The organism is Xanthomonas sp. NCPPB 2864 (assembly GCF_056675615.1).
Map to the genome: position 1 here is coordinate 13228 of NZ_JBWWVS010000010.1, position 21941 is coordinate 35168.

Consider the following 21941-nt stretch of genomic DNA (forward strand, 5'->3'; position numbering starts at 1 on the left):
TTTGGGCCAAATGGCCAAATTTCCCAAAATGGGACGTTGGGAGTAGGCTGGGGCCACCATAGCGCGCAGGACCGTCCCATGTCTCGCCTCCAGGATCTGCCCGAGCTCGAAAAATCCCCCGCTGCCGACATCAAGGTGAAGGGCTGGCCCAACCTGATGCGCAAGGTGCGCTCGCATGGCGCGGTGGTCATCACCAACCACAATCACCCCGAGGCGGTGGTGGTGGACGCGGAGGAATACCGCCGGCTGGTCAGCCAGGCAAGTGCAGCGACGGCCGCCTCGACGCGCGCGCAGTCGCTGCAGGCACTGCAGGCCAGGTTCGATGCACATCTTGCGGCGGTGACCGACGGCGCAGGCCTGGCCCAGGTGATCGGCAAGCCGGCACGCCGGGGCAGCAAGATCGCGCTGGGGCCGTCGCTGTAAATCGTGGGGAACATTCTGGTGCTGGCCGGCGTCAACGGCGCCGGCAAGAGTTCGCTGTTGGGCAGCCTGCTGCGGGAAGACGGCGCCACCTGGTTCAACCCGGATGCGTTCACCCGGGACCTGGTGGAGCAGGGCTGGTCACCCGAAGACGCCAATGCACAAGCCTGGCAGGAAGGCGTGCGGCGACTGCGTCAGGCCATGGACGCCGGCCATGACTGTGCGTTCGAAACCACCCTGGGCGCGACCACCATCCCGCGCCTGCTGTGGCAGGCCTGCGCGACGCACACGGTGGCGGTCTGGTTCTGCGGCCTGTCGAGCGTCGAGCTGCATATCGCACGTGTGGCGGCGCGCGTGGCCGCTGGCGGGCATGCCATCCCCGAGCACAAGATCCGCGAGCGTTACGATGCCTCGCGTGCCAACCTGATCGCACTATTGCCGCACCTGTCGGTGCTGCATGTCTACGACAACAGCGCGCCTGCCGACGCGACCGGGCAGGTCGCGCCGCTGCTGGTGCTGGAACTGGACCGCAACGGCCTGCAATACCCGCAAACGCCCGAAGAACTGGCGCAGGTGCCCGATTGGGCCAAGCCCATTGTGATGGCGGCGCTGGAGTTGCGGCAGTCCTGAATCGCACGCTCAGGCACGTGCGGTCTGATCTGCTTCTCACCGACGCGGCCAGACATCCAGCGACCTCACCCGTAGGAGCGCGCCCGGGCGCGACAGGCATACCGGCAACGCTCCTCGCGCCCAGGTGCGCTCCTACTGGCCTAGCGACAGTAGCGAGAACGCCATGCTGCACGTGTCGGCCTCACCCGTAGGAGCGCACCCGGGCGCGACAGGCATACCGGGAACGCTCCTCGCGCCCGGGTGCGCTCCTACCGGCCTTGCGACAGCAGCGAGAACGCCGCGCTGCACGTTCGGCCTCACCCGTAGGAGCGCACCCGGGCGCGACAGGCATACCGGGAAAGCTCCTCGCGCCCGGGTGCGCTTCTACCGGCCTTGCGACAGCAGCGAGAACGCCACGCCGCACGTGTCGGCCTCACCCGTAGGAGCGCACCGGGGCGCGACAGGCCATACCGATAAAGCTCCTCGCGCCCAGGTGCGCTCCTACTGGCCTAGCGACAGCAGCGAGAACGCCACGCTGCACGTGTCGGCCTCACCCGTAGGAGCGCACCCGGGCGCGACAGGCATACCGGCAACGCTCCTCGCGCCCAGGTGCGCTCCTACCGGCCTTGTGACAGCAGCGAGAACGCCGCGCTGCACGTTCGGCCTCACCCGTAGGAGCGCACCCGGGCGCGACAGGCCATACCGGTAAAGCTCCTCGCGCCCAGGTGCGCTCCTACCGGCCCTTGCGACAGCAGCGAGACGCCACTCGGCTGTAGCGTCACGCAGCGCTGTAACTGCAACGGCGGCGCTTACGCCTTGCCCAGCTTCACCGCCACCGGGTCGCCGGTGAGGTAGCCCACCGCCGCGCCGAAACGGTTCTTGTAGTTGGCGCGGATCAGCGGATCCAGCGTGGCCTTGACGGTGTCGTGCAGCGGGCTTTCCCAGTCGCCGGGATGCTGGAAATTGCTCATCACGTAGGTCCAGCCGTGGATCTGGTCGACCGCATGCAGGCCGGTGGATTCGGCGCCGGCCGGCACCGACAGCACCCGCGTCAGCGTGCCGCTGTCCACGTTGTAGGCCCACAGGAAATTGTTCACGTGCAGGCTACTGTCTTCGCCAATGAACAAGGTGCGCAGCGCTTCGGAGAACTTGAGGTTGTCCGGGTTGGCCAGCCGTTCCGGGTCGGCCAGGTTGCCCAGCGCGTCGGCCTTGGCCAGATCGTGGCCGGTGAGCGCGGCCGGTGCGGCCATGTCGATCGGCACCCAGTCGCTGTGGATCGGCGCGCCGTGGTTGTCGCGCTGGCCGCCACGCAGATTCAGGGCGTACACCGCACCCGCATCCGGGCCTTCCACCTTCACGTCGCCCGAGCCGTTGCGCATGCTGGTGACGATGTAGGACATCGCCATGTAGGCGATCTTGTCGCGCGCGTTGACGGTGGTGCCTTCGAGCTTGGTGAAGCCCAGGCTGCCGCCGGCCAGCGCCGCGTAGCGATGGGTTTCCAGATAAGTCGCCGCCTTCTCCATGCCCGGCTTGATGCGGATCCAGTTGAAGGTGCCGTTGAACGGGATCTTGGTAAACGAGGCATCGCCCGGGTCGCTCAGATGCACGTCGAGGATGTCGGCGGCGGTCAGGCGGTCGGCCATGGCCTGGATCTCGGCACTGGTGGCGTGGCCGAGCTTGATCCAGCGCAACGTGGCCGCGCCCGGGCCCACGCCCGAGGTCTGCTGCCACTTGCCCACGTACAAGGTGCCGGCCGACAGGTCCGCCTTGCGGTCGGCGATGAACATGAAAAGACCGCCATTGGTGGCGTCGTCGCCCATCAGCACGGTGCGCTGGTCGGGCATCACCTGCACCAGCTCGTGCGAGATGCGGCCCAGGCAGTAGTGCTTGCGCACGCTCCCGGTGCCGTCCGGGTGCACGGTGATTTCGGGCAGGTGGCCGTAGTGGTACGGATTGGCTTTTTCCGGGTCGCCGTACAGATGCGTGCTGTAGCTGCGGAACTGGGTGTTGCCGGCCAGCGCGGTGGCGTCGGGTTCGTACTCTTCGCTGGACAGGTGGGTATTCCACGGCGACAGGCTGGCGCCGCAGGTGGTCCACAGCCCGTGCACCGGCGCGGTGTCGACGTTGTGGTATTTCACCAGCGACAGCTTGCCGGTGGCCGGGTCCTGATCCAGCGTCAGCACCGCGATCGGCGCGGGCAGGTGGCGGTTGGTGTCGTTGCCGGCCTGGTCGCGGGTGGTGTATTCGAACTGCACCACCGCAAATACATGGTTGCCCTTGACCCCGGGCACCTTGGCATCGGGCAGGGTCAGCAGCGAGGAGCCGTCCGGGCAATCGGAAAAGAACGGGCGTTCGGCACCGGGTTTGGAGCGGTCGATGATCGGCCGATGCTGGATGTCGTAATAGCCACCGGCCAGCACGGTGCCACCCTTGCCGTCGGGCACCTGGTCGCCGGTGACGAAGAACGGGTGGTACGCAAGCGCATAACGCTGGGTGCTGCCGTCGCTGCGCGCCACCGTCAGCGCCGACCCCACCGTGGTGGTGGCCATCGCCGCGGGGTTGGCCAGGCTGGGTGCGGGCATGCCATGGAAGGTGGCCGACACCAGCTGGGTCGGGTTGTCCGACGGCCGCAACGGGTGTGCGGCCAGTGCCGCGCCGCCGAGGTGTTGCAGGGCGGCGGCGCTGGCGCTGCCCAGCGGCAACAGCGGGACGGACGCCAGCAACTGCATCAGGCGGCGGCGGGCGGGATCGGGGGAGGCAGACATCGAAACTCCAGGCAAAGACGACGATCAACGATGGCCGGTGGCGCATCGGCAAGCCGGTCACGCTAGGCCCGAGGTATGACAGTTGTTTGACGGCGAGCTCACCCGTTGGCGGGCGTTCGTACACGGTGCAACAAGCGAACCCAGCAGCGCGCGTGCAGGTGACAGGAGCTGCGCAATGGTGATCGCGGACAGTGGTGCATTGCAGCAAACTGCGCCGTCGCGAAAGATCAAGCGCCACGCCGGATTCGGCGCTTTGCCGTGGTTTGACAGGTGCTGCCGGTATTCCAAGCCTATAGCCCGGGCCAATAAGTTGGCCGGCGTTTGGCATACAAGCGCGTGTTGTTGACAGGGTAGGGGAATCACGCAAGCGTACGCCGCCTAATGGCCTGCGGCGTCACGCATCGCCGTGGGGAGAACCACCTGGAGACCTGGATCTTGGACAAGCTGCTTCGTCGTACCGCCGCGCCCGTGGCGCGTCGTGCCCTCTCTCTGGCCACCGCCGCAGCGGTGCTGATGCTGGCCGCCTGCCAAGGCAAGGACACCGCTGCCGAGGCGAGCAAGACCGCACCGGCCGCCGCACCTGCCGAGGCGTCCACCACGATCCATCCCGACCAGTGGCCGTCGCCGAAGTGGCCGTTCGCCCAGGACCAGGCCCTGGAGCAGCGCATCACCGATGTGATGGCCAAGATGAGCGTCGAAGAGAAGGTCGCGCAGACCATCCAGGGCGACATCGCCAGCATGACCCCGGACGATGTGCGCAAGTACCGCATCGGCTCGGTGCTGGCCGGCGGCAATTCCGATCCAGGCGGCAAGTACGACGCCAGCCCGGCCGAGTGGTTGAAGCTGGCCGACGCCTTCTATGAAGCGTCGATGGACACCTCCAAGGGCGGCAACGCGATTCCGATCATCTTCGGCATCGATGCGGTGCACGGCCAGAGCAACATCGTCGGCGCCACGCTGTTCCCGCACAACATCGGCCTGGGCGCCACGCGCAACCCGGAGCTGATCAAGCAGATCGGCGAAGTCACCGCCGCCGAAACCCGCGTCACCGGCATGGAGTGGACCTTCGCGCCGACCGTGGCGGTGCCGCAGGACGACCGCTGGGGCCGCAGCTACGAAGGCTATTCCGAGTCGCCGGAGGTGGTGGCCAGCTTCGCCGGCAAGATGGTCGAAGGCGTGCAGGGCGTGCCGGGCACGCCGCAGTTCCTCGATGGGAGCCACGTGATTTCCTCGGTGAAGCATTTCGTCGGCGACGGCGGCACCACCGACGGCAAGGACCAGGGCGACACCAAGGTGTCCGAAGCCACCATGCGCGATATCCACGCGGCCGGTTACCCGCCGGCGATCGCGGCCGGTGCGCAGACGGTGATGGCCTCGTTCAACAGCTTCAACGGCGAGAAGATGCACGGCAACAAGGTCATGCTGACCGACGTGCTCAAGGGCCGCATGAACTTCGGCGGTTTCGTGGTCGGCGACTGGAATGGCCACGGCCAGGTCAAGGGCTGCACCAACGAAAACTGCCCGGCCTCGTTCATTGCCGGCGTCGACATGGCGATGGCCTCCGACAGCTGGAAGGGCATCTACGAGACCGAACTGGCGGCAGTGAAGTCGGGCCAGATCTCCGCCGAGCGCCTGGACGATGCGGTGCGCCGGATCCTGCGCGTCAAGCTGCGCCTGGGCCTGTTCGAAGCCGGCAAGCCGTCCAAGCGCCCGCTCGGCGGCAAGTACGAATTGCTGGGCGCGCCGGAACACCGCGCGATCGCCCGCCAGGCGGTGCGCGAGTCGCTGGTGCTGCTCAAGAACCAGGCCGGCATCCTGCCGCTGGATCCAAAAAAGCGCGTACTGGTGCTGGGCGACGGTGCCAACGACATGGGCAAGCAATCCGGCGGCTGGACGCTGAACTGGCAGGGCACCGGCACCAAGCGCAGCGACTATCCCAATGGCAACACCATCTGGGAAGGCCTGGACAAGCAGATCAAGGCCGCCGGCGGCAAGGCCGAGCTGGCAGTCGATGGTGCGTACAAGACCAAGCCCGACGTGGCGGTGGTGGTATTCGGTGAGAACCCGTACGCCGAGTTCCAGGGCGACATCGCCACCCTGCTGTACAAGCCGGGCGACGAGAGCGAGCTGGCGCTGATCAAGAAGCTCAAGGCCGAAGGCATCCCGGTGGTGGCGGTGTTCCTGAGCGGGCGCCCGTTGTGGATGAACCAGTACATCAACGCCGCCGATGCCTTCGTCGCCGCCTGGTTGCCGGGTTCGGAAGGCGAGGGCATTGCCGACGTGCTGCTGCGCAAGGCCGATGGCACGGTACAGAACGACTTCAAGGGCAAGCTGAGCTTCTCCTGGCCCAAGACCGCGGTGCAGTTCGCCAACAACGTCGGGCAGAAGGATTACGACCCGCAGTTCAAGTTCGGCTTCGGCCTGACCTACGCCGACAAGGGCGACCTGGCTGCGTTGCCGGAAGAATCGGGCGTGTCCGGCGAGCAGTCGGTGGGCGGGGTGTACTTCGTGCGCGGCAAGCCGGCGCTGGGCATTGCGATGCAGCTGTCCAATGCCGGCCAGGCCAACATGCCGGCGACCACGCTGCCGGTGGGTCTGTCCGATGGCAGCCTGAAGATGACCGCGGTCGACCACAAGGCGCAGGAAGATGCGCGGCGCCTGGTCTGGTCCGGTGCCAAGGCCTCCAGTGTGTTGCTGGTGTCCGGCAAGCCGGTCGATGTCTCGCGTGAGAGCAACGGCGATGTGCAGTTGCAGCTGACCGTGCGCCGCGACAGCGCGGTGACCGCGCCGGTGTGGCTGGGCGTGGGCTGTGGCGACAAGTGCGGCGGCCGCGTCGATGCGCAGAAGACCCTGGCCGCGCTGCCGCAAGGCCAGTGGAAGGTGGTGGGCGTGCCGTTGAAGTGCTTCGCAGTGGCCGGTGCGGATGTGACCAAGCTGACCCAGGTCGCCAGCATCGAAAGCGCTGCAGCGCTGGACCTGTCGGTGTCGAAGATCGCGCTGGGCGCGCTCAACGAAGCCGAAGTCACGCTCGACTGCCCGGTCAAGTAAGCAGCACACCCGCAGGCGCGCTTGCGGGTATGCCCAGGTAAGAACCACATACATGCGTCGCCGGCCCCGGCGACGTGTCAAAGCGGCCACCCTCAGCGGTGGTGTCATCAGCCGCCGCGGGACGCGCGCGTCGATCGGCCGGGACGGCCTGCAGCTGCGGTTCGCCGCGCTGCTGCCACGCACGCAGTGCGGGCGGCGGCAGTCTGCAGACCTGTCCGGTCCACGACGCTCGGCCCAGAGCCAGACAGGAGAGTGCAGTGGGTTTGGCGACGTTGGATATCGTGATTGTGCTGGTCTATCTGACCGGCATCTTCGTGCTCGCGCAGTGGGTCTCGCGCGAGAAGGCAGGTCACAGCAAGAGCGCCGAGGATTACTTCCTGGCCAGCAAGTCGTTGCCGTGGTGGGCGATCGGCGCCTCGCTGATCGCCGCGAACATCTCGGCCGAACAGATCATCGGCATGGCCGGTTCCGGTTATGCGATCGGCCTGGCGATCGCCTCCTACGAGTGGATGGCGGCGCTGACGCTGCTGATCGTCGGCAAGTTCTTCCTGCCGATCTTTCTGCGCAACGGCATCTACACCATGCCGCAGTTCCTGGAACAGCGTTACGGCAAGTGGATCCGCACGCTGATGGCGGTGTTCTGGCTGCTGCTGTACGTGTTCGTCAATCTCACCTCGATCCTGTGGCTGGGGTCGATCGCGGTCAGCCAGGTCACCGGCATGGACCAGACCCTGGCGCTGGCGTTGATCGGCGTGTTCGCGCTGGTCTACCAGCTGTACGGCGGTCTTAAAGCGGTGGCCTTGACCGACATCGTGCAGGTCACGCTGCTGGTGCTGGGCGGCCTGCTGGTGGCCGGACTGACCCTGGCACGGATCGGCGACGGTGCCGGCGTGCTGGCCGGCTTCAAGCACCTGTGGAGTGCGCACCCGGAGCACTTCCACATGATCCTGAGCAAGGACAACCCGTTCTACAAGGACCTGCCCGGCCTGAGCGTGCTGCTGGGCGGTCTGTGGGTGATGAACATCAGCTACTGGGGTTTCAACCAGTACATCATCCAGCGCGCGCTGGCGGCCAAGAACATCGGCGAGGCGCAGAAGGGCATGGTGTTCGCCGCGTTCCTGAAGCTGCTGATGCCGTTGGTGATCGTGGTGCCGGGCATTGCCGCGGTGGTGCTGGCGCCGGACCTGGCCAAGCCCGACCAGGCCTATCCGACCATGATGCAGCTGTTGCCGACCGGCATCCTGGGCCTGGTGTTCGCGGCGCTGGTGGCGGCGATCGTGGCCTCGCTGGCTTCCAAGATCAACTCGGTGGCGACGATCTTCACCCTGGATTTCTACGCCAAGTTCCGTCCGCAGACCGAGCAGAAGCAGCTGGTGCGCGTGGGTCGCATCGTGGCGATCGTGGCGGTGGTGATCGGCATCCTCACCGCGCGGCCGTTGCTGGGCAACTTCGATCAGGGCTTCCAGTTCATCCAGGAATTCACCGGCTTCTTCACGCCTGGCGTGGTGGTGATCTTCATGCTTGGCCTGTTCTGGAAGCGCGCCAACGAAGCCGGCGCACTGACCGCGGCGATCGGCTCGGTGGTGCTGTCGTTCGCGCTCAAGTTCGCCTGGCCGGAATTGCCGTTCATGGACCGCATCGGCGTGGTGTTCGTGGCGGCGCTGGTGCTGGCAGTGCTGGTGTCGTTGATGACCGCGCCCACCCAGGCGCGCGACCTGATCCGTACCGACGATGTGGCCTACGGCACCACGCTGGGCTTCAAGGTCGGTGCGATCGGGGTGGTGGTGATCCTGATCGCGCTGTACGCGGTGTTCTGGTAATCGCCCAGCCAGTCCGCTGAAATTGGTTGTGCGCACGCGGCGCGACACTCAGGTGTCGCGCCGCGTGCGTTTTGGCTGCTTGCTGCTTTCGCTTACACCCGCGCCGCGGCCAGGCTTGCGGCGAGCAGATTGACCGGCGCTTCCAGCTGCTCATGCCACGGCGTCTGCAGCCAGGTTTCCAGTGCGGCCGCCGGCATCGGCTTGGCGATCCAGTAGCCCTGACCTTCGTCGCAGCCCCAGGTGCGCAGCTGCGCGTAGGCCTCCGCCGACTCGATGCCTTCGGCGACCACGCGCTGGCCCAGGCTGTGGCCGAGCTGGATCATCGCCGGCACCAGGGTGCGGTCGGTGCGGTTGTCCGGCAATGAGCGGATGAAGGACTGATCGATCTTCAACGAGCTGGCCGGCAGCTGCTTGAGATAGCTGAAATTGCTGTAGCCGGTGCCGAAGTCGTCGATGGCGATATGCACGCCCAGCGCCGCGATGGCCGCCAATTGCTCGGCCAGATGCTCGGGGTGGCGGATCATCGCGCTTTCGGTGAATTCGATCTCCAGCCGGCGCGGATCCAGGTTGTGGCGTTCCAGGCCACGCCGCAGCAGGCCAACGAATCCGGGCCGGTCCAGATCGGCGGCCGACACGTTCAGGGCCAGATTGAAATCCAGGCCCTGTTGCTGCCAGCGCGCGGCCTGGGCAATGCCGTTGTCGATGACCCAGGCGGTAATGCGGTTGATCAACGCGGTCTTCTCGGCCATCGGCACGAAGTCGGCGGGCATCACCGGGCCGATCATCGGATGCTGCCAGCGCAGCAGCGCTTCCACTCCGACGCAGCGGTGATCGTGCAGGTCCACGCGCGGCTGGTAGTGCAGGCGCAGCTGGCTGGCGCTGTCCAGCGCGGCGGGCAGGGAAGCCAGCAGGCGGAAGGTATTGCGCTGGGCCACGTCGTGCTTGCGCTCGTACATGCTCCACGGCACGCCGCGTTCGCGCGAGATATCCACCGAGGTGGTCAGCGAGCGGATGGTGTCGGCCGCGCCATAGCTGGTCTGCAACGAGACCGCGCCGATCGAGGCCACTGCGGTATGCGGAATGCCCTGATGTTCCAGCGTTTCGGCAAAGGCCTTGGAGACCTTGGTGCACAGCGCGGACAGACGCTGCGTTTCGGCCTGGGCCAGAAAACCGAAGGTGGTCGGGTCCAGCCGATACAGCGCGGTGCCGGTAGGCAGATAGGCGGCCAGCCGACGCTGCGCGATCGCCACATAACCGTCGGCGTAGTCCCAGCCCAGCGCCTTGACCATGTCGCGAAAGTAATCGCTGCCGCAGATGTCGACCGCCACCGCGGTGGTGGCCGGCGCGCTGTCGCGTTGCGACAGCCAGGCATCCAGGTCTTCGGCAAAGCGCGACCGATTGGGCAGCCCGGTCGGTCCGTCGCGGTAGGTGGTGCTGCGCAGGTTTTCCACCCGCAGCACCGCCAGGTCGCGCAGGCCTTCCAGCTGGGTGATCGCTTCGGCATCCAGGCCCGGGCGCGGGCTGGTCCCGATCACGCACAAGGTGCCGATGCGGTGGCCGTCGCGCAGCGTCAGCGGCGCGCCGGCGTAGAAACGGATGAACGGCGGTCCCAGCACCAGCGGGTTGTCGCAAAAGCGCGGATCCAGTTGCGCGTCGGGCACTACCATCACCTCGGGGGCACGGATCGCATGCGCACAGAACGCCTGGTCACGCGGCGTTTCCTGCGGTTCCAGGCCGATGCGGGCCTTGAACCACTGACGATGCTCGTCCACCAGCGACACCAGCGCGATTTCCGCGCCCAGGTTGCGGGCGGCCATGGCGGCGATGGTCTCGAACACCGGGTCCGGCGGCGAGTCCAGCAGGCACAGGCCACGCAGGACGGACAACCGGGTCGACTCGTCGACCACGGGCGGAGGAGGGGACTTGGCGGGAGCGAGCACGGATTGCATGTGCTTCTATCGGCCTGGAGCGTAATCCCTTGATCGATCGCGCTGGGCGCCGTTCAGTTGAAGCGGGCCTTGCCACGCAATGGCTGCGACTGAGCCGCTGCAGGGACGACAGCTACGCGATGGCAGCAGGCCACAGCATGAGGCGACAGCCAGGCGCGAGGCCCGCGGTCGCTCTGACTCCCACTTCATGCGTGATGTAAGCAAACGTGCGGCGTCGCGGCCGGCGCTGGCGCGCGGCCGCTAAACATTGGCGACGCCTTGCCGATCACTGAGGGTGCGCCTGCTTCGTTGCCCCATCACAACGTAATCGTTCAGCGCACCTGTTTTGGCGCTTGTTCGATATGTGACAGGGGTTGCATCGGCTGACACCTCAAATTGACACAGTGTTCACGCGCACTGTGAGTGCCGCCATCGCTCGTCGTCCTCCCCTCTGTCTGGAAAATCGATCGTGAAATCACCGTTGTCTCGTTTTGCCCATCGCATGCTGCTGGTCGTTGCAGGCCTGGCAGTGTCGTCTGCCGCGCACGCGGGGCTGTCGGTGTCCGGCACACAACTGCGTGAGTCCAATGGCAACACCGTGGTCCTGCGTGGCGTCAATCTGCCGCATGCCTGGTACGCAAGCCGTACCGACGCGGCCCTGGCTGCCATCGCTGCCACCGGCGCCAATAGCGTGCGCGTGGTGCTCAGTTCCGGTTATCGCTGGAACCGCACACCGGAGGCCGACGTGTCGCGCATCATCGCGCGTTGCAAAAGCCTGGGCCTGATCGCGGTGCTGGAAGTGCACGACACCACCGGCTATGGCGAAGACGGCGCTGCCGCTGGCCTGGCCCACGCTACTGCGTACTGGACTAGCATCCGCAAGGCGCTGATTGGCAACGAAGACCAGGTCATCATCAACATCGGCAACGAGCCGTTCGGCAATCAGTTGAGCGCCAGCGAATGGGTCAACGGCCATGCAACCGCGATCGCCGCATTGCGCAAGGCCGGACTGACCCACGCCCTGATGGTGGATGCGCCGAACTGGGGCCAGGACTGGAAGTTCTACATGCGCGACAACGCTGCGGCGTTGCTGGCGCGCGACAGCCGCCGCAACCTGCTCTTCAGCGTGCACATGTACGAAGTGTTCGGCAGCGATGCGACGGTCAACAATTATCTGCGCGCCTTCCGCGATAAAAAGCTGGCGCTGGTGATCGGCGAGTTCGGTGGAGACCATCGCGGCGCGCACGTGGACGAGGCAGCGATCATGCGCCGCGCCCGCGAATACAACGTCGGCTATCTGGGCTGGTCGTGGTCGGGCAATGACAGCAGCACGCAATCGCTGGATATCGCAATCGGCTGGAACGCCACGCGCCTCAGCAGCTGGGGGCGCAACTTGATCCTCGGCGCCGATGGCATCACCGCGACCTCGCGCAGGGCGAGCGTGTTCGGGCCACGTTGAGAGTGACGCCCTGCGGTCAACGTCTTTGGTTTTTCGGGATGGGTGAATGGGTTGCTTGCAGAGCTTCCGATTTGCGAGCTTTCTGCAGGGCCCTTGCCCGCCCACCATCGCAGGACACGCCGCAAGTACGTCCCTGTAGGCTCTTACGCGGCATCCATGCCGCGTAAGGTCCCGCGACGGTGGGCGGGCAAGGACCCGTCGAGATGGTCGGTGTGCATAGTAGAAATGGCGCATGACGTGCGCTGGTCGGATCACTAAGGGTTCGATCAACCTCTGACCATTTTCGCGTCGCAAGCCGAGCAGCAAACGGGCTTTCAACACGCTAGCTGCAAACGTCGCAGCTGCTGCCGCAAGCCGAGCAATACGCTTTCAAGAAAGTAGCCGGCCAACTTTCTGGCGCGGTGTCCTTGCCGGTTGCGGGACCCTTGGCGGCATGGATGCCGCCAAGGAGCCTCCATGGACGGATTCACGGCGTGTCCCGCAAGCGGCGAGGGCATCGCGCACTCGACTCGCCGAGCTTTTGACTCAAGTGTCGGATCGAACCAAAAAACAACGCCGTGTTTGAATGGATCAAGCCTGGAATAGCACCTGAAAAACGCCACGGTTCAACGTTTCGTTGTCAGGCCTCAACGCCCGGGCTCGCGTAACGGCCCCGGGCTTGGCCGCTTGGTCAGCTTGCGCTGCAGCGAGCGGCGGTGCATGCCGAGCAGGCGTGCGGCGGCGGAGACATTGCCGCCGGTTTCGTGCAGCGCCTGCTGGATATGTTCCCACTGCAGGCGGCTGAGCGGTGTCATCATTTCCCGCGCGGTTTCTTCTTCGTCCGGCTCCGGCAGCTCGTCGTCCTCTTCGCCCAGCGCCCGCATGATGGTCGGGATATTGGCCGGCTTGGGCAGATAGTCGTCGGCGCCGAGCTTGATCGCCTCCACCGCGGTGGCGATGCTGGCATAGCCGGTGACCAGCAGGATGCGCATGTCGGCGCGGATCTCGCGCAGCGGCTGGATCAGGCTCAGGCCGGAATCGTGGCCGAGCTTGAGATCGATCAATGCGAAATCGGGCAGGGCGCTGCGTGCGGTCGACAGGGCACTGGCCGCGTCGGTGGCGGTCAGGGTTTCCACGCCGCGGCGGGCGAGGCTGCGCTGCAGCGTGCGCAGGTACAAGGTGTCGTCGTCGACCAGCAGGCCGGTACGCAGGGGAGTGCTTGTCATGCGAGTGCCTCGTGTTCGGAGAGCGGCAGACGGAAACCGACGCGGGCGCCGCTGCCTTCGGCGGGCAGCATCCACAACTCGCCCTGCAGCCGCTCGACGGTGGCGTGCGAGAGCGCCAGCCCGACGCCCATGCCGTCGTGCTTGCCGCTGTTGAACAAGGTGCCCGGCAACATGGCCTGCGAGGTGTCGAAGCCCGGACCATAGTCGCGGACTTCGCCGCTGAGATGGTCCTGCTCCACGCGCAGGGTGAGATCGATCTGCGGCCGGCCGGCACGTTCGCCGGCATCGGCCGCATTGTTGAGCAGCACCATCAGCAGATGGCTGACGCCGGGCTGCAGCAGCAGGCGCATCGGTGCGTCGTCGTTGCGGCGCAGCTCGATGGTCGGGCGTACCAGCCGCCATTGTTCCAGCACGTCCTTGACCGCCACCTCGCGGCTGAGGTGGCCGTTGTCGGCCGGTGCGGCCAGCGCCAGCACGCGCTCGTGGCACTGCACCAGCAGTTCGCGCAGGGTGTCCAGATCCTCGCGCAATTCGCCCTGGTCGCATTGGTCGGCGATGTCGTCGACCAGCAGGGTCATCGTCGCCAGTGGCGTGTTGAGCTCATGCGCCACCGAGGCCGCATGCGTGGCCAGCGCGACGATGCCCTCGTTGCGCGCAAAGCGCTCGCGCAGCGTGGAGATCTCGCGCTCGCGTTCGCGCATCGACAAGGCCAGCCGGGTGGCGAAGGCCAGGACCACTACCGTCGACAGCAGGAAGTTGGCCGCCATGCCCCACATGTGCAGGCTGAGCGGGTCGAAGCTGCCGTAGGGCAGCGGCAGGCCAAACGCCGCACTGATCACATAGCCGGCCACACAGGACGCCGCCACCGCCATCGCCCAGCCCAGCGGCAGGGCCAGCGCGGCCAGCGCGATCAGCACCAAGAACAGCGAGCCGAACGGGTTGGCGATGCCGCCGCTCCAGCCCACCATCCAGGTCAGCACGGTGACATCGACCAGGATGTGGCCGAACTCGGTGGCCGGGCTGACCGCGCCGCGGTGGGCCACCCGCAGTTGCGCATACAGGTTGAACACCGCCAGTGCGGCCACGCCGGCCCACAAGGGTTGCTGCGGCAGGTCCAGGCCCATCAGGCCGGTGGCGACCAGGATGGTAGCGGCCTGGCCGGCGGTGGCCAGCCAGCGCAGGCTGCACAGGGTCCGCAGGAAGGAGGCGTCTGAGGAATTCATCACGGCAATGCTATGCGCTCGGGGGCGTGGCGGCCTGCGACAAACCGTCGCATCGGCCCGGAAGACGGCCTGCGCAGCGCTTCAGCTGTGAGCGGACCGATGACAGGCTAAAATACCGCGATGTACGACGCCGTGACTCGCCCAACCCCTCCCGCCGACGCCACCGCCTGGCCGCGCCGCATCACCCAGGCCGTCAAGATCGGCAGCGTGACTGTGGGCGGCGGCCACCCGGTGGTCGTCCAGTCGATGACCAATACCGATACCGCCGACATCGCCGGCAGCGTCAAGCAGGTGGCCGACCTGTGGCGCGCCGGCTCGGAAATGGTGCGCCTGACCGTCAACAATGCCGAGTCGGCCGCGGCCATTCCGCGCATCGTCGACAAGCTGCGCATGATGGGGATCGAGGTGCCGTTGATCGGCGACTTCCATTACAACGGTCACCAGTTGCTCGCCGCCGAGCCGGCCTGCGCCGAAGCGCTGGCCAAGTACCGCATCAATCCGGGCAATGTCGGCTTCGGCAAGAAGAAGGATCTGCAGTTCGCGCAGCTGATCGAGTTCGCGATCAAGTACGACAAACCGGTACGCATCGGCGCCAACTGGGGCTCGCTGGACCAGTCGCTGGCTGCGCAGCTGATGGACGAGAACTCGCAGCGCGCCACGCCCTGGGATGCCGGCCGCGTGCTGCGCGAGGCCTTGATCCGTTCGGCGGTGGATTCGGCCGAGCGCGCGGTGGAACTGGGGCTGGCGCGCGAGCGCATCATTTTGTCGGCCAAGGTATCCGGTGTGCAGGAGCTGATCGCGGTGTATCGCGACATGGCGAGCCGCTGCGACTTTGCGCTGCATCTGGGCCTGACCGAGGCCGGCATCGGCAGCAAGGGCATCGTGGCCTCCGCCGCCGCGCTGAGCGTGCTGCTGCAGGAAGGCATCGGCGACACCATCCGCATCTCGCTGACGCCGGAACCGGGCCAGTCGCGCACCCAGGAAGTGATCGTCGCGCAGGAACTGCTGCAGACCACCGGCCAGCGCGCCTTCACGCCGATGGTCACAGCCTGCCCGGGCTGCGGCCGCACCACCTCCGAGTTCTTCCAGGAACTGGCCGGCGTGGTGCAGAACCATGTGCGCGCCAAGATGCCGGAGTGGAAGATCAGCAACCCCGGCGCGGAAAACATGACCCTGGCGGTGATGGGCTGCGTGGTCAACGGGCCGGGCGAATCGCGCCACGCCAACATCGGTATTTCGTTGCCGGGCACCGGCGAGGCGCCGTCGGCACCGGTGTTCATCGATGGCGAAAAAAGCGTCACCTTGCGTGGTGAAAACATCGCCTACGAGTTCATCGATCTGATCGATCAGTACGTCGAACGCACCTATGTCCGTCGCGCCGGCTGAATCGCCGGCGGGTTTCAGGGGATGGCTGCGCAGCAATGCGTGGCGCATGGCGTTGCTGTTTGCCGGCGTGCTGCTGCCGTTGGGCTTGTTCGTCGACCTGGCCGACGAAGTCCACGAGCTGGAAAATTTCTATTTCGACGAGCCCCTGCTGTGGAGCATGCGCAGCATCGCCACGCCGGGGCTGGATGCGTTTTTCGGGGTGGTGTCCAAGATCGGCTACCAGTACGGGGTGATCCCGGCCGATGTCGCCATCGTGCTGGTGTTGCTGATGTTGCGGCGCTGGCGCGAGGGAACCTTTGCCGCACTCGGCTTCGGCGGCTCGGCCTTGTTGAACATGGGCGCCAAGCAGGTGTTCCAGCGCGACCGCCCGAGCCTGTGGGAATCGATCGCCCCGGAAAGCACCTTCAGCTTTCCCAGCGGGCATGCGATGGGCTCGATGACGCTCGCTGCGGTGGTCATCGCGCTGGCCTGGAACACGCGCTGGCGCTGGCCGGTGACCACTGCCGCCAGCCTGTTCGCGGTGCTGGTCGGCGTGTCGCGGATCTACCTGGGCGTGCATTATCCCTCCGATATCCTGGGCGGCTGGTCGGCCGCGCTGGTATGGGTGGTCGGGCTGTATCTGGTGATGTTTCGCGGCGCACGGCGGCCGCATTGGCGCCGCCATCTCACCTCGGCCTGAGGGTACGGCCGCGCGACGTCGAACGTGGTCGGCGCAGGTGTGTGACCGGGACTGGCGCAGACCGGCACGGTGTTCGACTCAGTAACGACGTACGCGCTCCCGGCGCCACAACTGCAGCCCGATCACGCTGCCGATTGCGGCCAGCAGAATCATGTAATACGCCGGGCCCATCGGGTGCTGCTTGAGCAACATCACCACCACCAGCGGGGTCAGGCCACCGAATACCGCATAGCCCAGGTTATAGGCGAACGACACGCCGGACAGACGCACCACCGGCGGAAACGCTTCGACCATGACGCGCGGAACCGCTCCCAGGACGCCGAGCGCCGCGCCCAGCAGGGCGTACAGCGGGAACAGCAACTGCGGATCACCGGCCAGGCGATAGAACAGCCAGGCGCTGGCGCCCAGGAACACGCTGCCGGCAAGCAGCACGCGTCCGTTGCCGTAGCGATCGGACAAGGCGCCGGCCACGATCGAGCCGATCGCCTGCAGCAGGACCGCGAGCAGGTTGACCTGCAAGGCGACCGCTGCCGGGTAGTGGTACGCGCTCTGCAGCAGCGTCGGCGTCATCAACGACACCACCAGCACCCCGGCTGCCACCATCCAGGTCAGCCACAACGACTGCGCCACACTGCGTGGATGATCGCGCAGCACCAGCTTGAGCGGCGTTTCGCGCGCGACGGCACGCATCGCCATCAGCTCGGCGAACACCGGTGTTTCGTGCAGCCAACGCCGCAGATATACGGAAAGCAGGCCGAAGAGGCCGCCGGCCAAGAACGGCAGGCGCCAGGCATAGTCGGCGATTTCCTGCGGCGTGAAGGCGCGATTGATCGCCCCGGCGCTGAGCGAACCGAGCAACACCCCGGCGGCCAGGCCGGCGGTCAGTGTTCCGCAGGCCAGTCCCCTGCGTTGCGCAGGCACGTGCTCTGCGACGAAGACCCATGCACTGGGGACTTCGCCGCCGATGGCTGCGCCCTGCAGCAACCGCATCGTCAGCAGCAGCAGCGGGGCGGCCAGGCCGATCTGCGCGTAGGTCGGCAGCATGCCGATGGCCAGCGTCGGCAAGGCCATCAATCCGATGCTGAGCGCGAACATGCGCTTGCGACCGAGCAGGTCGCCGAAGTGCGCCATCACGATCCCGCCCAGCGGACGGATCAGGTAGCCGGCAGCAAAGATGCCGAAAGTCTGCAACTGCCGCATCCAGTCCGGTATGCCCGGCGGAAAGAACAGCTCCCCCAGCACCGTCGCGAAGAAGATGAAGATGATGAAGTCGTAGAATTCCAGCGCGCCGCCCAGGGCGGACAGGGCCAGCGTCTTGTAATCGCCGCGTGTGAGCTGGTTTGCGGGTGCGGTGCCTGTTGCGGGATGGGTCTTCAAGGCATGACATCCTGTGGCAGGTGCTCGCGCGCATGCGCGTGCTGGGGCAGTGAGGTATGAGTCATCCGTGCTATTGCCGCGGCAATGCGCAGCTTGCACGCTTGTCCGCCACGGGCGGGCGCATGCACTTCGGGAAAGGCGCGCTGGCTGCGCCTTCGGTGCCTATCAGTCGCGCACACTTGCGTGCGCCGCCGCTTCGGCATGCAGTGCGGTGGTGTCGAACAACGGCAGATGGGCATCGCTGCTGTCCACCAGCAGCGAAATCTCGGTACAGCCCAGGATGATCGCTTGCGCACCCTCCTGGCCGAGGTCGCCCATGACCTGGCGGAAATAGCCGCGTGACTCCGGCCGGATGATGCCCTGGCAGAGTTCGTCGTAGATCACCCGATGCAGTTGCGCGCGTGCGTCGGCCGGCGGTACCAGCACCTGCAGGCCACGCGCAGCCAGGCGCTCGCGATAGAACGGCTGTTCCATGGTGAAACGCGTGCCGAGCAGCCCGACCCGGGTGACCCCCGCGGCAATCAACGCATCGGCGGTGGCATCGGCGATATGCAGCAAGGGCAGCGGCGTTGCGGAGGTGATCGCATCGGCAACGCAATGCATGGTGTTGGTGCACAGCACCAGGAAGTCGGCACCGCCGGCATGCAGCGCGCGCGCCGCTGCCGCCATTGCCTGGCCTGCGCCGTCCCAGTCGCCGGCGTGTTGCAGGCGCTCGATCTCATGGAAATTGACGCTGTACAGCAACAGCCTTGCCGAATGCAGGCCGCCGCAGGCCAGGCGCACCCGCTGGTTGATGATGCGGTAATAGGGCAGGGTAGATTCCCAGCTCATGCCGCCGATCAGGCCGATGGTCTTGCTTGGAACCGGCATGCCGACCTCACCTTGGAACCGTCAACGAAAGTGGGTGCGCATCGCCCCTTCGATGGCCGGGGAGCGCGTACCAGCGCAGTGTACGTCGGCATCGTCGCCACGCCACCGCGCGGGCCGGTCAGGCCGCTCGCAGACGGTCGATCACTCGCCCGGTTTTGCGCCTTCCAGCGGTGCGTGCGTGGCGGCGCGACGCGCCAGCACGCTTTCACGATGGGCGATGTAGACATTGGCGCAGATGATGATGGCCGCACCGATCAGGGTACGGCGTTCGATCGCCTCGCCGAACAGCCACCAGCCCAGCAGCGCCACCAGCGGCAGCTGCATGAAGCTGATCGGCTGCAGTGCGGAGACTTCGCCCAGCTTGAGTGCGCGCGTCCAGAACAGCTGCCCGGCGGTACCGAAGATGCCCGTCGCCGCCAGCCAGAGCCAGTCGATGCCCTGCGGCCAGCTCCACTGAAACAACGCCGGAATCAGCGACATCGGCACCCAGAACACATAGGTGTAGAACACCACGGTGTCCGAGTCGTCGCTGCGCGAGAGCTGCTTGATCTGGATCGCCACCACGGCGCTGATCACCGCTGCCAGCAGTGCAATCAGCAGGCCGGGCGTAAAGGTGGACGAGCCTGGCCGCAGGATCACCAACACGCCGATGAATCCGGCCGCCACCGCCAGCCAGCGGCGCAGGCGCACCTGTTCGTGCAGCCACACCACGGCCAGCACGGTGACGAACAACGGGGTGGAATACGACAGCGAGATCGCCTGCGACAACGGCAGGTGGCCGATCGCCCAGAACCCGCACAGCATCGACGCCAGGCCGATCAGGGTGCGTGCCAGGTACTGCGGCAATTGCCGCGTGCGCGGCAGCGCCTTGCCGGCGCGCAGGATCAGCGGCAACAGGGCTAACAGCCCGAACGCATTGCGAAAGAACGCGATCTCGGTGGTGGCGATCGTGCCCGAGGCCAGCCGGATGCAGATGGCCATCAGGCCGAAGGCGAAGGTACTGGTGAGCATCCACAGCGCAGCACGTCGTGATGCCTGCTGCGCTGTCACCAATGCGCTCCGATGATGCGCGGCTCCGGCTCCAGGATCACCGAGTAACGCTCGCGCACCGATTCGGCGATGCGCCGCGCAAAGTCCAGCAGCTGCGCACCGCTGGCGGTGCCGTAATTGACCAGCACCAGGGCGTGATCCGGCGACACCCCGGCATCGCCTTCGCGCCGGCCCTTCCAGCCGCACTGCTCGATCAACCAGGCCGCCGACAACTTGCCCTGGCCGGGCTGTTCGCCGGGATACACCGGCATATCGGCAAAGGTGGCCTGCAGCGCGGCGATCTGCTCGCTGGGCAGCAAGGGATTCTTGAAGAAGCTGCCGGCATTGCCGAGCACATCCGGGTCGGGCAGTTTGCGCCGACGGATGTTGATCACCGCCTGCGCCACATCGGCGGCACCGGCCAGGTCGGCGCCCATGCTGGCCAGCTCCTCGCGGATACCGGCGTAGTCCAGCCGCAACTCGTGCAGCAGCGGCAGATTGAATTCCACCGCGACGATCAGATAACGCTCCGGCTGCTGCTTGAACACGCTGTCGCGATAGGCAAAGGCGCACTCGGCCGCGGTCAGCCGCACGAACTGCTGGGCATGCAGATCGAAGGCGTCCACCACATGGATGAAGTCGCCCACCTGTGCGCCGTATGCGCCGATGTTCTGGATCGGGCAGGCGCCGACGGTGCCGGGAATCAAGGCCAGATTCTCCAGCCCCGACAAGCCTTGCTGCAGTGAATACAGCACCAGCGCGTGCCAGTTGACGCCGGCACCGGCGCGCACGATGGCGTGGTCGGCATGGTGCGCGATGATGGCGACGTCGCGGTTTTCGAAACACAGCACGCAGCCCGGCGGGTCGCCGGCCAGCAGCACGTTGCTGCCGCTGCCCAGCACCAGCAGCGCTTGCCCGGCGATCTCCGGCGCTGCCAGCGCCTGCGGCAAGGCATCGGGTGCGTGGATGCTCAGCAACCAGCGCGCCGTGGCATCGACATGAAAGGTATTGAGCGCGCGCAGGGGCGCGTGTTCGCTCAAGCGCCAGCCGGCCTGCGCTGCAGCGCTCATAGCGGCGACACCGCACCACCGCTGGGCGCTTCGCGGCGGCGACGGATCGCGTCCACGCATTCGCCGATCAGCGGCGGCCCGCGATAGACCAGGCCGCTGTAGCACTGCACCAGCGTCGCGCCGGCCGCCATCTTGGCCACCGCATCCGCACCGGAGTTGATGCCGCCCACGCCGATCAACGGAATCGACTCCGGCAAACGCGCGCGCAGGCGGCGCAGCACCAGCGTGGATTGCCCCAGCAGCGGCGCGCCCGACAGGCCGCCGGCCTCGGCAGCCAGCGGATGGTTGGCGATCAGGGTGCGCGTCACCGTGGTGTTGGTGGCGATCACACCATCCACCGCCAGATCGGCCAGCACGCGCGCGGCCGCATCGATGTCGCGGTCGTTGAGATCTGGCGCCACCTTCACCAGCATCGGCACGCGCTTGCCATGTTGCGCGGCCAGGGCTTCCTGGGTGTCGCGCAGATCGGCGATCAGCCGGCGCAGCGCCTGTTCTTCCTGCAGCTCGCGCAAGCCGGCAGTGTTGGGCGAAGAAATGTTAACGGTGATGTAGTCGGCCAGCGGGTAGACGCGCTCCATGCAATAGCGGTAGTCGCTGGTGGCTTCCTCGTTGGGCGTGTCCTTGTTCTTGCCGATGTTGATGCCGAGCAGGCCGCCGCGACGCCGCGCGCGTTGCACGTTGGCCACCAGCACGTCCACGCCCAGGTTGTTGAAGCCCATGCGGTTGATCACCGCCTGGTATTCCGGCAAGCGGAACATGCGCGGCTTGGGATTGCCTTCCTGCGGCCGCGGCGTCACCGTGCCGATCTCGACGAAGCCGAAACCCAGCGCAAGCAGTGCATCGATGTGCTCGCCGTTCTTGTCCAGGCCGGCACCGAGCCCGACCGGGTTGGGAAATATCAGACCGAAGGCCGGCGTCGGCAGCGGCACCGGGCGCTTGGCCAGCAGCGGCGTGGTGCCGGTGCGGTAGGCGACATCGATGGAGCGCAATGCCAGCGCGTGGGCGCGCTCGGCATCGAGGGAAAACAGAAAGGGGCGGGCAAGCGAATACATG

16 protein-coding genes are annotated in these 21941 nt (G+C 66.5%); 7 read left to right on the top strand and 9 right to left on the bottom strand.

Annotation, left to right across the window (positions count from 1 at the left end):
• Window positions 1–78: 78 nt before the first annotated feature.
• Complete coding sequence (locus AC1KVE_RS17730; protein WP_047125491.1) at window positions 79–423, top strand: type II toxin-antitoxin system prevent-host-death family antitoxin; 345 nt, start codon at window positions 79–81, stop codon at window positions 421–423.
• Window positions 424–426: 3 nt separating this feature from the next.
• On the top strand, window positions 427–1050 hold the full coding sequence (locus AC1KVE_RS17735) for an ATPase (RefSeq protein WP_184455753.1): 624 nt from the start codon (window positions 427–429) through the stop codon (window positions 1048–1050).
• A gap of 788 nt (window positions 1051–1838) precedes the next feature.
• On the opposite strand, the gene AC1KVE_RS17740 is transcribed toward AC1KVE_RS17735, so the two are convergent.
• Entirely contained in the window at window positions 1839–3794 is a 1956-nt protein-coding gene (locus AC1KVE_RS17740; RefSeq protein WP_026064900.1) for a PhoX family protein, read from the bottom strand.
• A gap of 435 nt (window positions 3795–4229) precedes the next feature.
• On the opposite strand from AC1KVE_RS17740, the gene AC1KVE_RS17745 reads away from it, so the two are divergent.
• Window positions 4230–6842, top strand: a complete 2613-nt coding sequence (locus tag AC1KVE_RS17745) for a glycoside hydrolase family 3 protein (protein WP_046345913.1) — start codon at window positions 4230–4232, stop codon at window positions 6840–6842.
• A gap of 257 nt (window positions 6843–7099) precedes the next feature.
• Entirely contained in the window at window positions 7100–8662 is a 1563-nt protein-coding gene (locus tag AC1KVE_RS17750; RefSeq protein WP_039509865.1) for a sodium/sugar symporter, read from the top strand.
• Window positions 8663–8754: 92 nt separating this feature from the next.
• On the opposite strand, the gene AC1KVE_RS17755 is transcribed toward AC1KVE_RS17750, so the two are convergent.
• Complete coding sequence (locus AC1KVE_RS17755; RefSeq protein ID WP_481092458.1) at window positions 8755–10611, bottom strand: putative bifunctional diguanylate cyclase/phosphodiesterase; 1857 nt, start codon at window positions 10609–10611, stop codon at window positions 8755–8757.
• Between the two features lie 481 nt (window positions 10612–11092).
• Between AC1KVE_RS17755 and AC1KVE_RS17760 the strand changes: the two genes are divergently transcribed.
• The gene (locus tag AC1KVE_RS17760) at window positions 11093–12049 is read left to right on the top strand and encodes a glycoside hydrolase family 5 protein (RefSeq protein WP_481092464.1); all 957 of its coding nucleotides are present in this window, start codon (window positions 11093–11095) and stop codon (window positions 12047–12049) included.
• A 626-nt stretch (window positions 12050–12675) separates the two neighbouring features.
• On the opposite strand, the gene AC1KVE_RS17765 is transcribed toward AC1KVE_RS17760, so the two are convergent.
• Both AC1KVE_RS17765 and AC1KVE_RS17770 read right to left on the bottom strand, forming a co-directional pair.
• Complete coding sequence (locus AC1KVE_RS17765; protein WP_016903100.1) at window positions 12676–13254, bottom strand: response regulator transcription factor; 579 nt, start codon at window positions 13252–13254, stop codon at window positions 12676–12678.
• Window positions 13251–14477, bottom strand: coding sequence for an ATP-binding protein (locus AC1KVE_RS17770; RefSeq protein WP_016903101.1), 1227 nt, complete (start codon window positions 14475–14477; stop codon window positions 13251–13253). Before AC1KVE_RS17770 ends, AC1KVE_RS17765 begins: the two co-directional genes overlap by 4 nt.
• A gap of 120 nt (window positions 14478–14597) precedes the next feature.
• Here AC1KVE_RS17770 and ispG point away from each other — a divergent pair, with 120 nt between their 5' ends.
• Window positions 14598–15863, top strand: coding sequence for a flavodoxin-dependent (E)-4-hydroxy-3-methylbut-2-enyl-diphosphate synthase (ispG, locus tag AC1KVE_RS17775; RefSeq protein WP_016903102.1), 1266 nt, complete (start codon window positions 14598–14600; stop codon window positions 15861–15863).
• On the top strand, window positions 15844–16542 hold the full coding sequence (locus AC1KVE_RS17780) for a phosphatase PAP2 family protein (RefSeq protein ID WP_104568526.1): 699 nt from the start codon (window positions 15844–15846) through the stop codon (window positions 16540–16542). Before ispG ends, AC1KVE_RS17780 begins: the two co-directional genes overlap by 20 nt.
• Before the next feature lie 78 nt (window positions 16543–16620).
• On the opposite strand, the gene AC1KVE_RS17785 is transcribed toward AC1KVE_RS17780, so the two are convergent.
• The 5 genes from AC1KVE_RS17785 to AC1KVE_RS17805 all read right to left on the bottom strand — a co-directional run bounded on the left by AC1KVE_RS17785 (window position 16621) and on the right by AC1KVE_RS17805 (window position 21940).
• On the bottom strand, window positions 16621–17919 hold the full coding sequence (locus AC1KVE_RS17785; protein WP_481092457.1) for an MFS transporter: 1299 nt from the start codon (window positions 17917–17919) through the stop codon (window positions 16621–16623).
• 165 nt (window positions 17920–18084) lie between these two features.
• On the bottom strand, window positions 18085–18789 hold the full coding sequence (locus tag AC1KVE_RS17790) for an aspartate/glutamate racemase family protein (RefSeq protein WP_481092456.1): 705 nt from the start codon (window positions 18787–18789) through the stop codon (window positions 18085–18087).
• Window positions 18790–18930: 141 nt separating this feature from the next.
• The gene (locus AC1KVE_RS17795) at window positions 18931–19842 is read right to left on the bottom strand and encodes a DMT family transporter (protein ID WP_481092455.1); all 912 of its coding nucleotides are present in this window, start codon (window positions 19840–19842) and stop codon (window positions 18931–18933) included.
• Window positions 19836–20888, bottom strand: coding sequence for a UDP-N-acetylmuramate dehydrogenase (gene murB, locus AC1KVE_RS17800; RefSeq protein ID WP_226427755.1), 1053 nt, complete (start codon window positions 20886–20888; stop codon window positions 19836–19838). The genes AC1KVE_RS17795 and murB overlap by 7 nt, the downstream gene beginning before the upstream one ends.
• Window positions 20885–21940: a quinone-dependent dihydroorotate dehydrogenase gene (locus AC1KVE_RS17805; RefSeq protein WP_481092454.1), complete on the bottom strand. Its 1056-nt coding sequence runs from the start codon at window positions 21938–21940 to the stop codon at window positions 20885–20887. Before AC1KVE_RS17805 ends, murB begins: the two co-directional genes overlap by 4 nt.
• Between the last annotated feature and the right edge of the window lies 1 nt (window position 21941).

Excerpts from the sequence above, each read along its gene's own strand:
- AC1KVE_RS17740 (WP_026064900.1), bottom strand. The coding sequence starts at position 3,794 with ATGTCTGCCTCCCCCGATCCCGCCCGCCGCCGCCTGATGCAGTTGCTG.
- AC1KVE_RS17805 (WP_481092454.1), bottom strand. The coding sequence starts at position 21,940 with ATGTATTCGCTTGCCCGCCCCTTTCTGTTTTCCCTCGATGCCGAGCGC.
- murB (WP_226427755.1), bottom strand. The coding sequence starts at position 20,888 with ATGAGCGCTGCAGCGCAGGCCGGCTGGCGCTTGAGCGAACACGCGCCC.
- AC1KVE_RS17765 (WP_016903100.1), bottom strand. The coding sequence starts at position 13,254 with ATGACAAGCACTCCCCTGCGTACCGGCCTGCTGGTCGACGACGACACC.
- ispG (WP_016903102.1), top strand. The coding sequence starts at position 14,598 with ATGTACGACGCCGTGACTCGCCCAACCCCTCCCGCCGACGCCACCGCC.
- AC1KVE_RS17770 (WP_016903101.1), bottom strand. The coding sequence starts at position 14,477 with ATGAATTCCTCAGACGCCTCCTTCCTGCGGACCCTGTGCAGCCTGCGC.
- AC1KVE_RS17730 (WP_047125491.1), top strand. The coding sequence starts at position 79 with ATGTCTCGCCTCCAGGATCTGCCCGAGCTCGAAAAATCCCCCGCTGCC.
- AC1KVE_RS17790 (WP_481092456.1), bottom strand. The coding sequence starts at position 18,789 with ATGCCGGTTCCAAGCAAGACCATCGGCCTGATCGGCGGCATGAGCTGG.
- AC1KVE_RS17780 (WP_104568526.1), top strand. The coding sequence starts at position 15,844 with ATGTCCGTCGCGCCGGCTGAATCGCCGGCGGGTTTCAGGGGATGGCTG.
- AC1KVE_RS17755 (WP_481092458.1), bottom strand. The coding sequence starts at position 10,611 with ATGCAATCCGTGCTCGCTCCCGCCAAGTCCCCTCCTCCGCCCGTGGTC.
- AC1KVE_RS17760 (WP_481092464.1), top strand. The coding sequence starts at position 11,093 with ATGCTGCTGGTCGTTGCAGGCCTGGCAGTGTCGTCTGCCGCGCACGCG.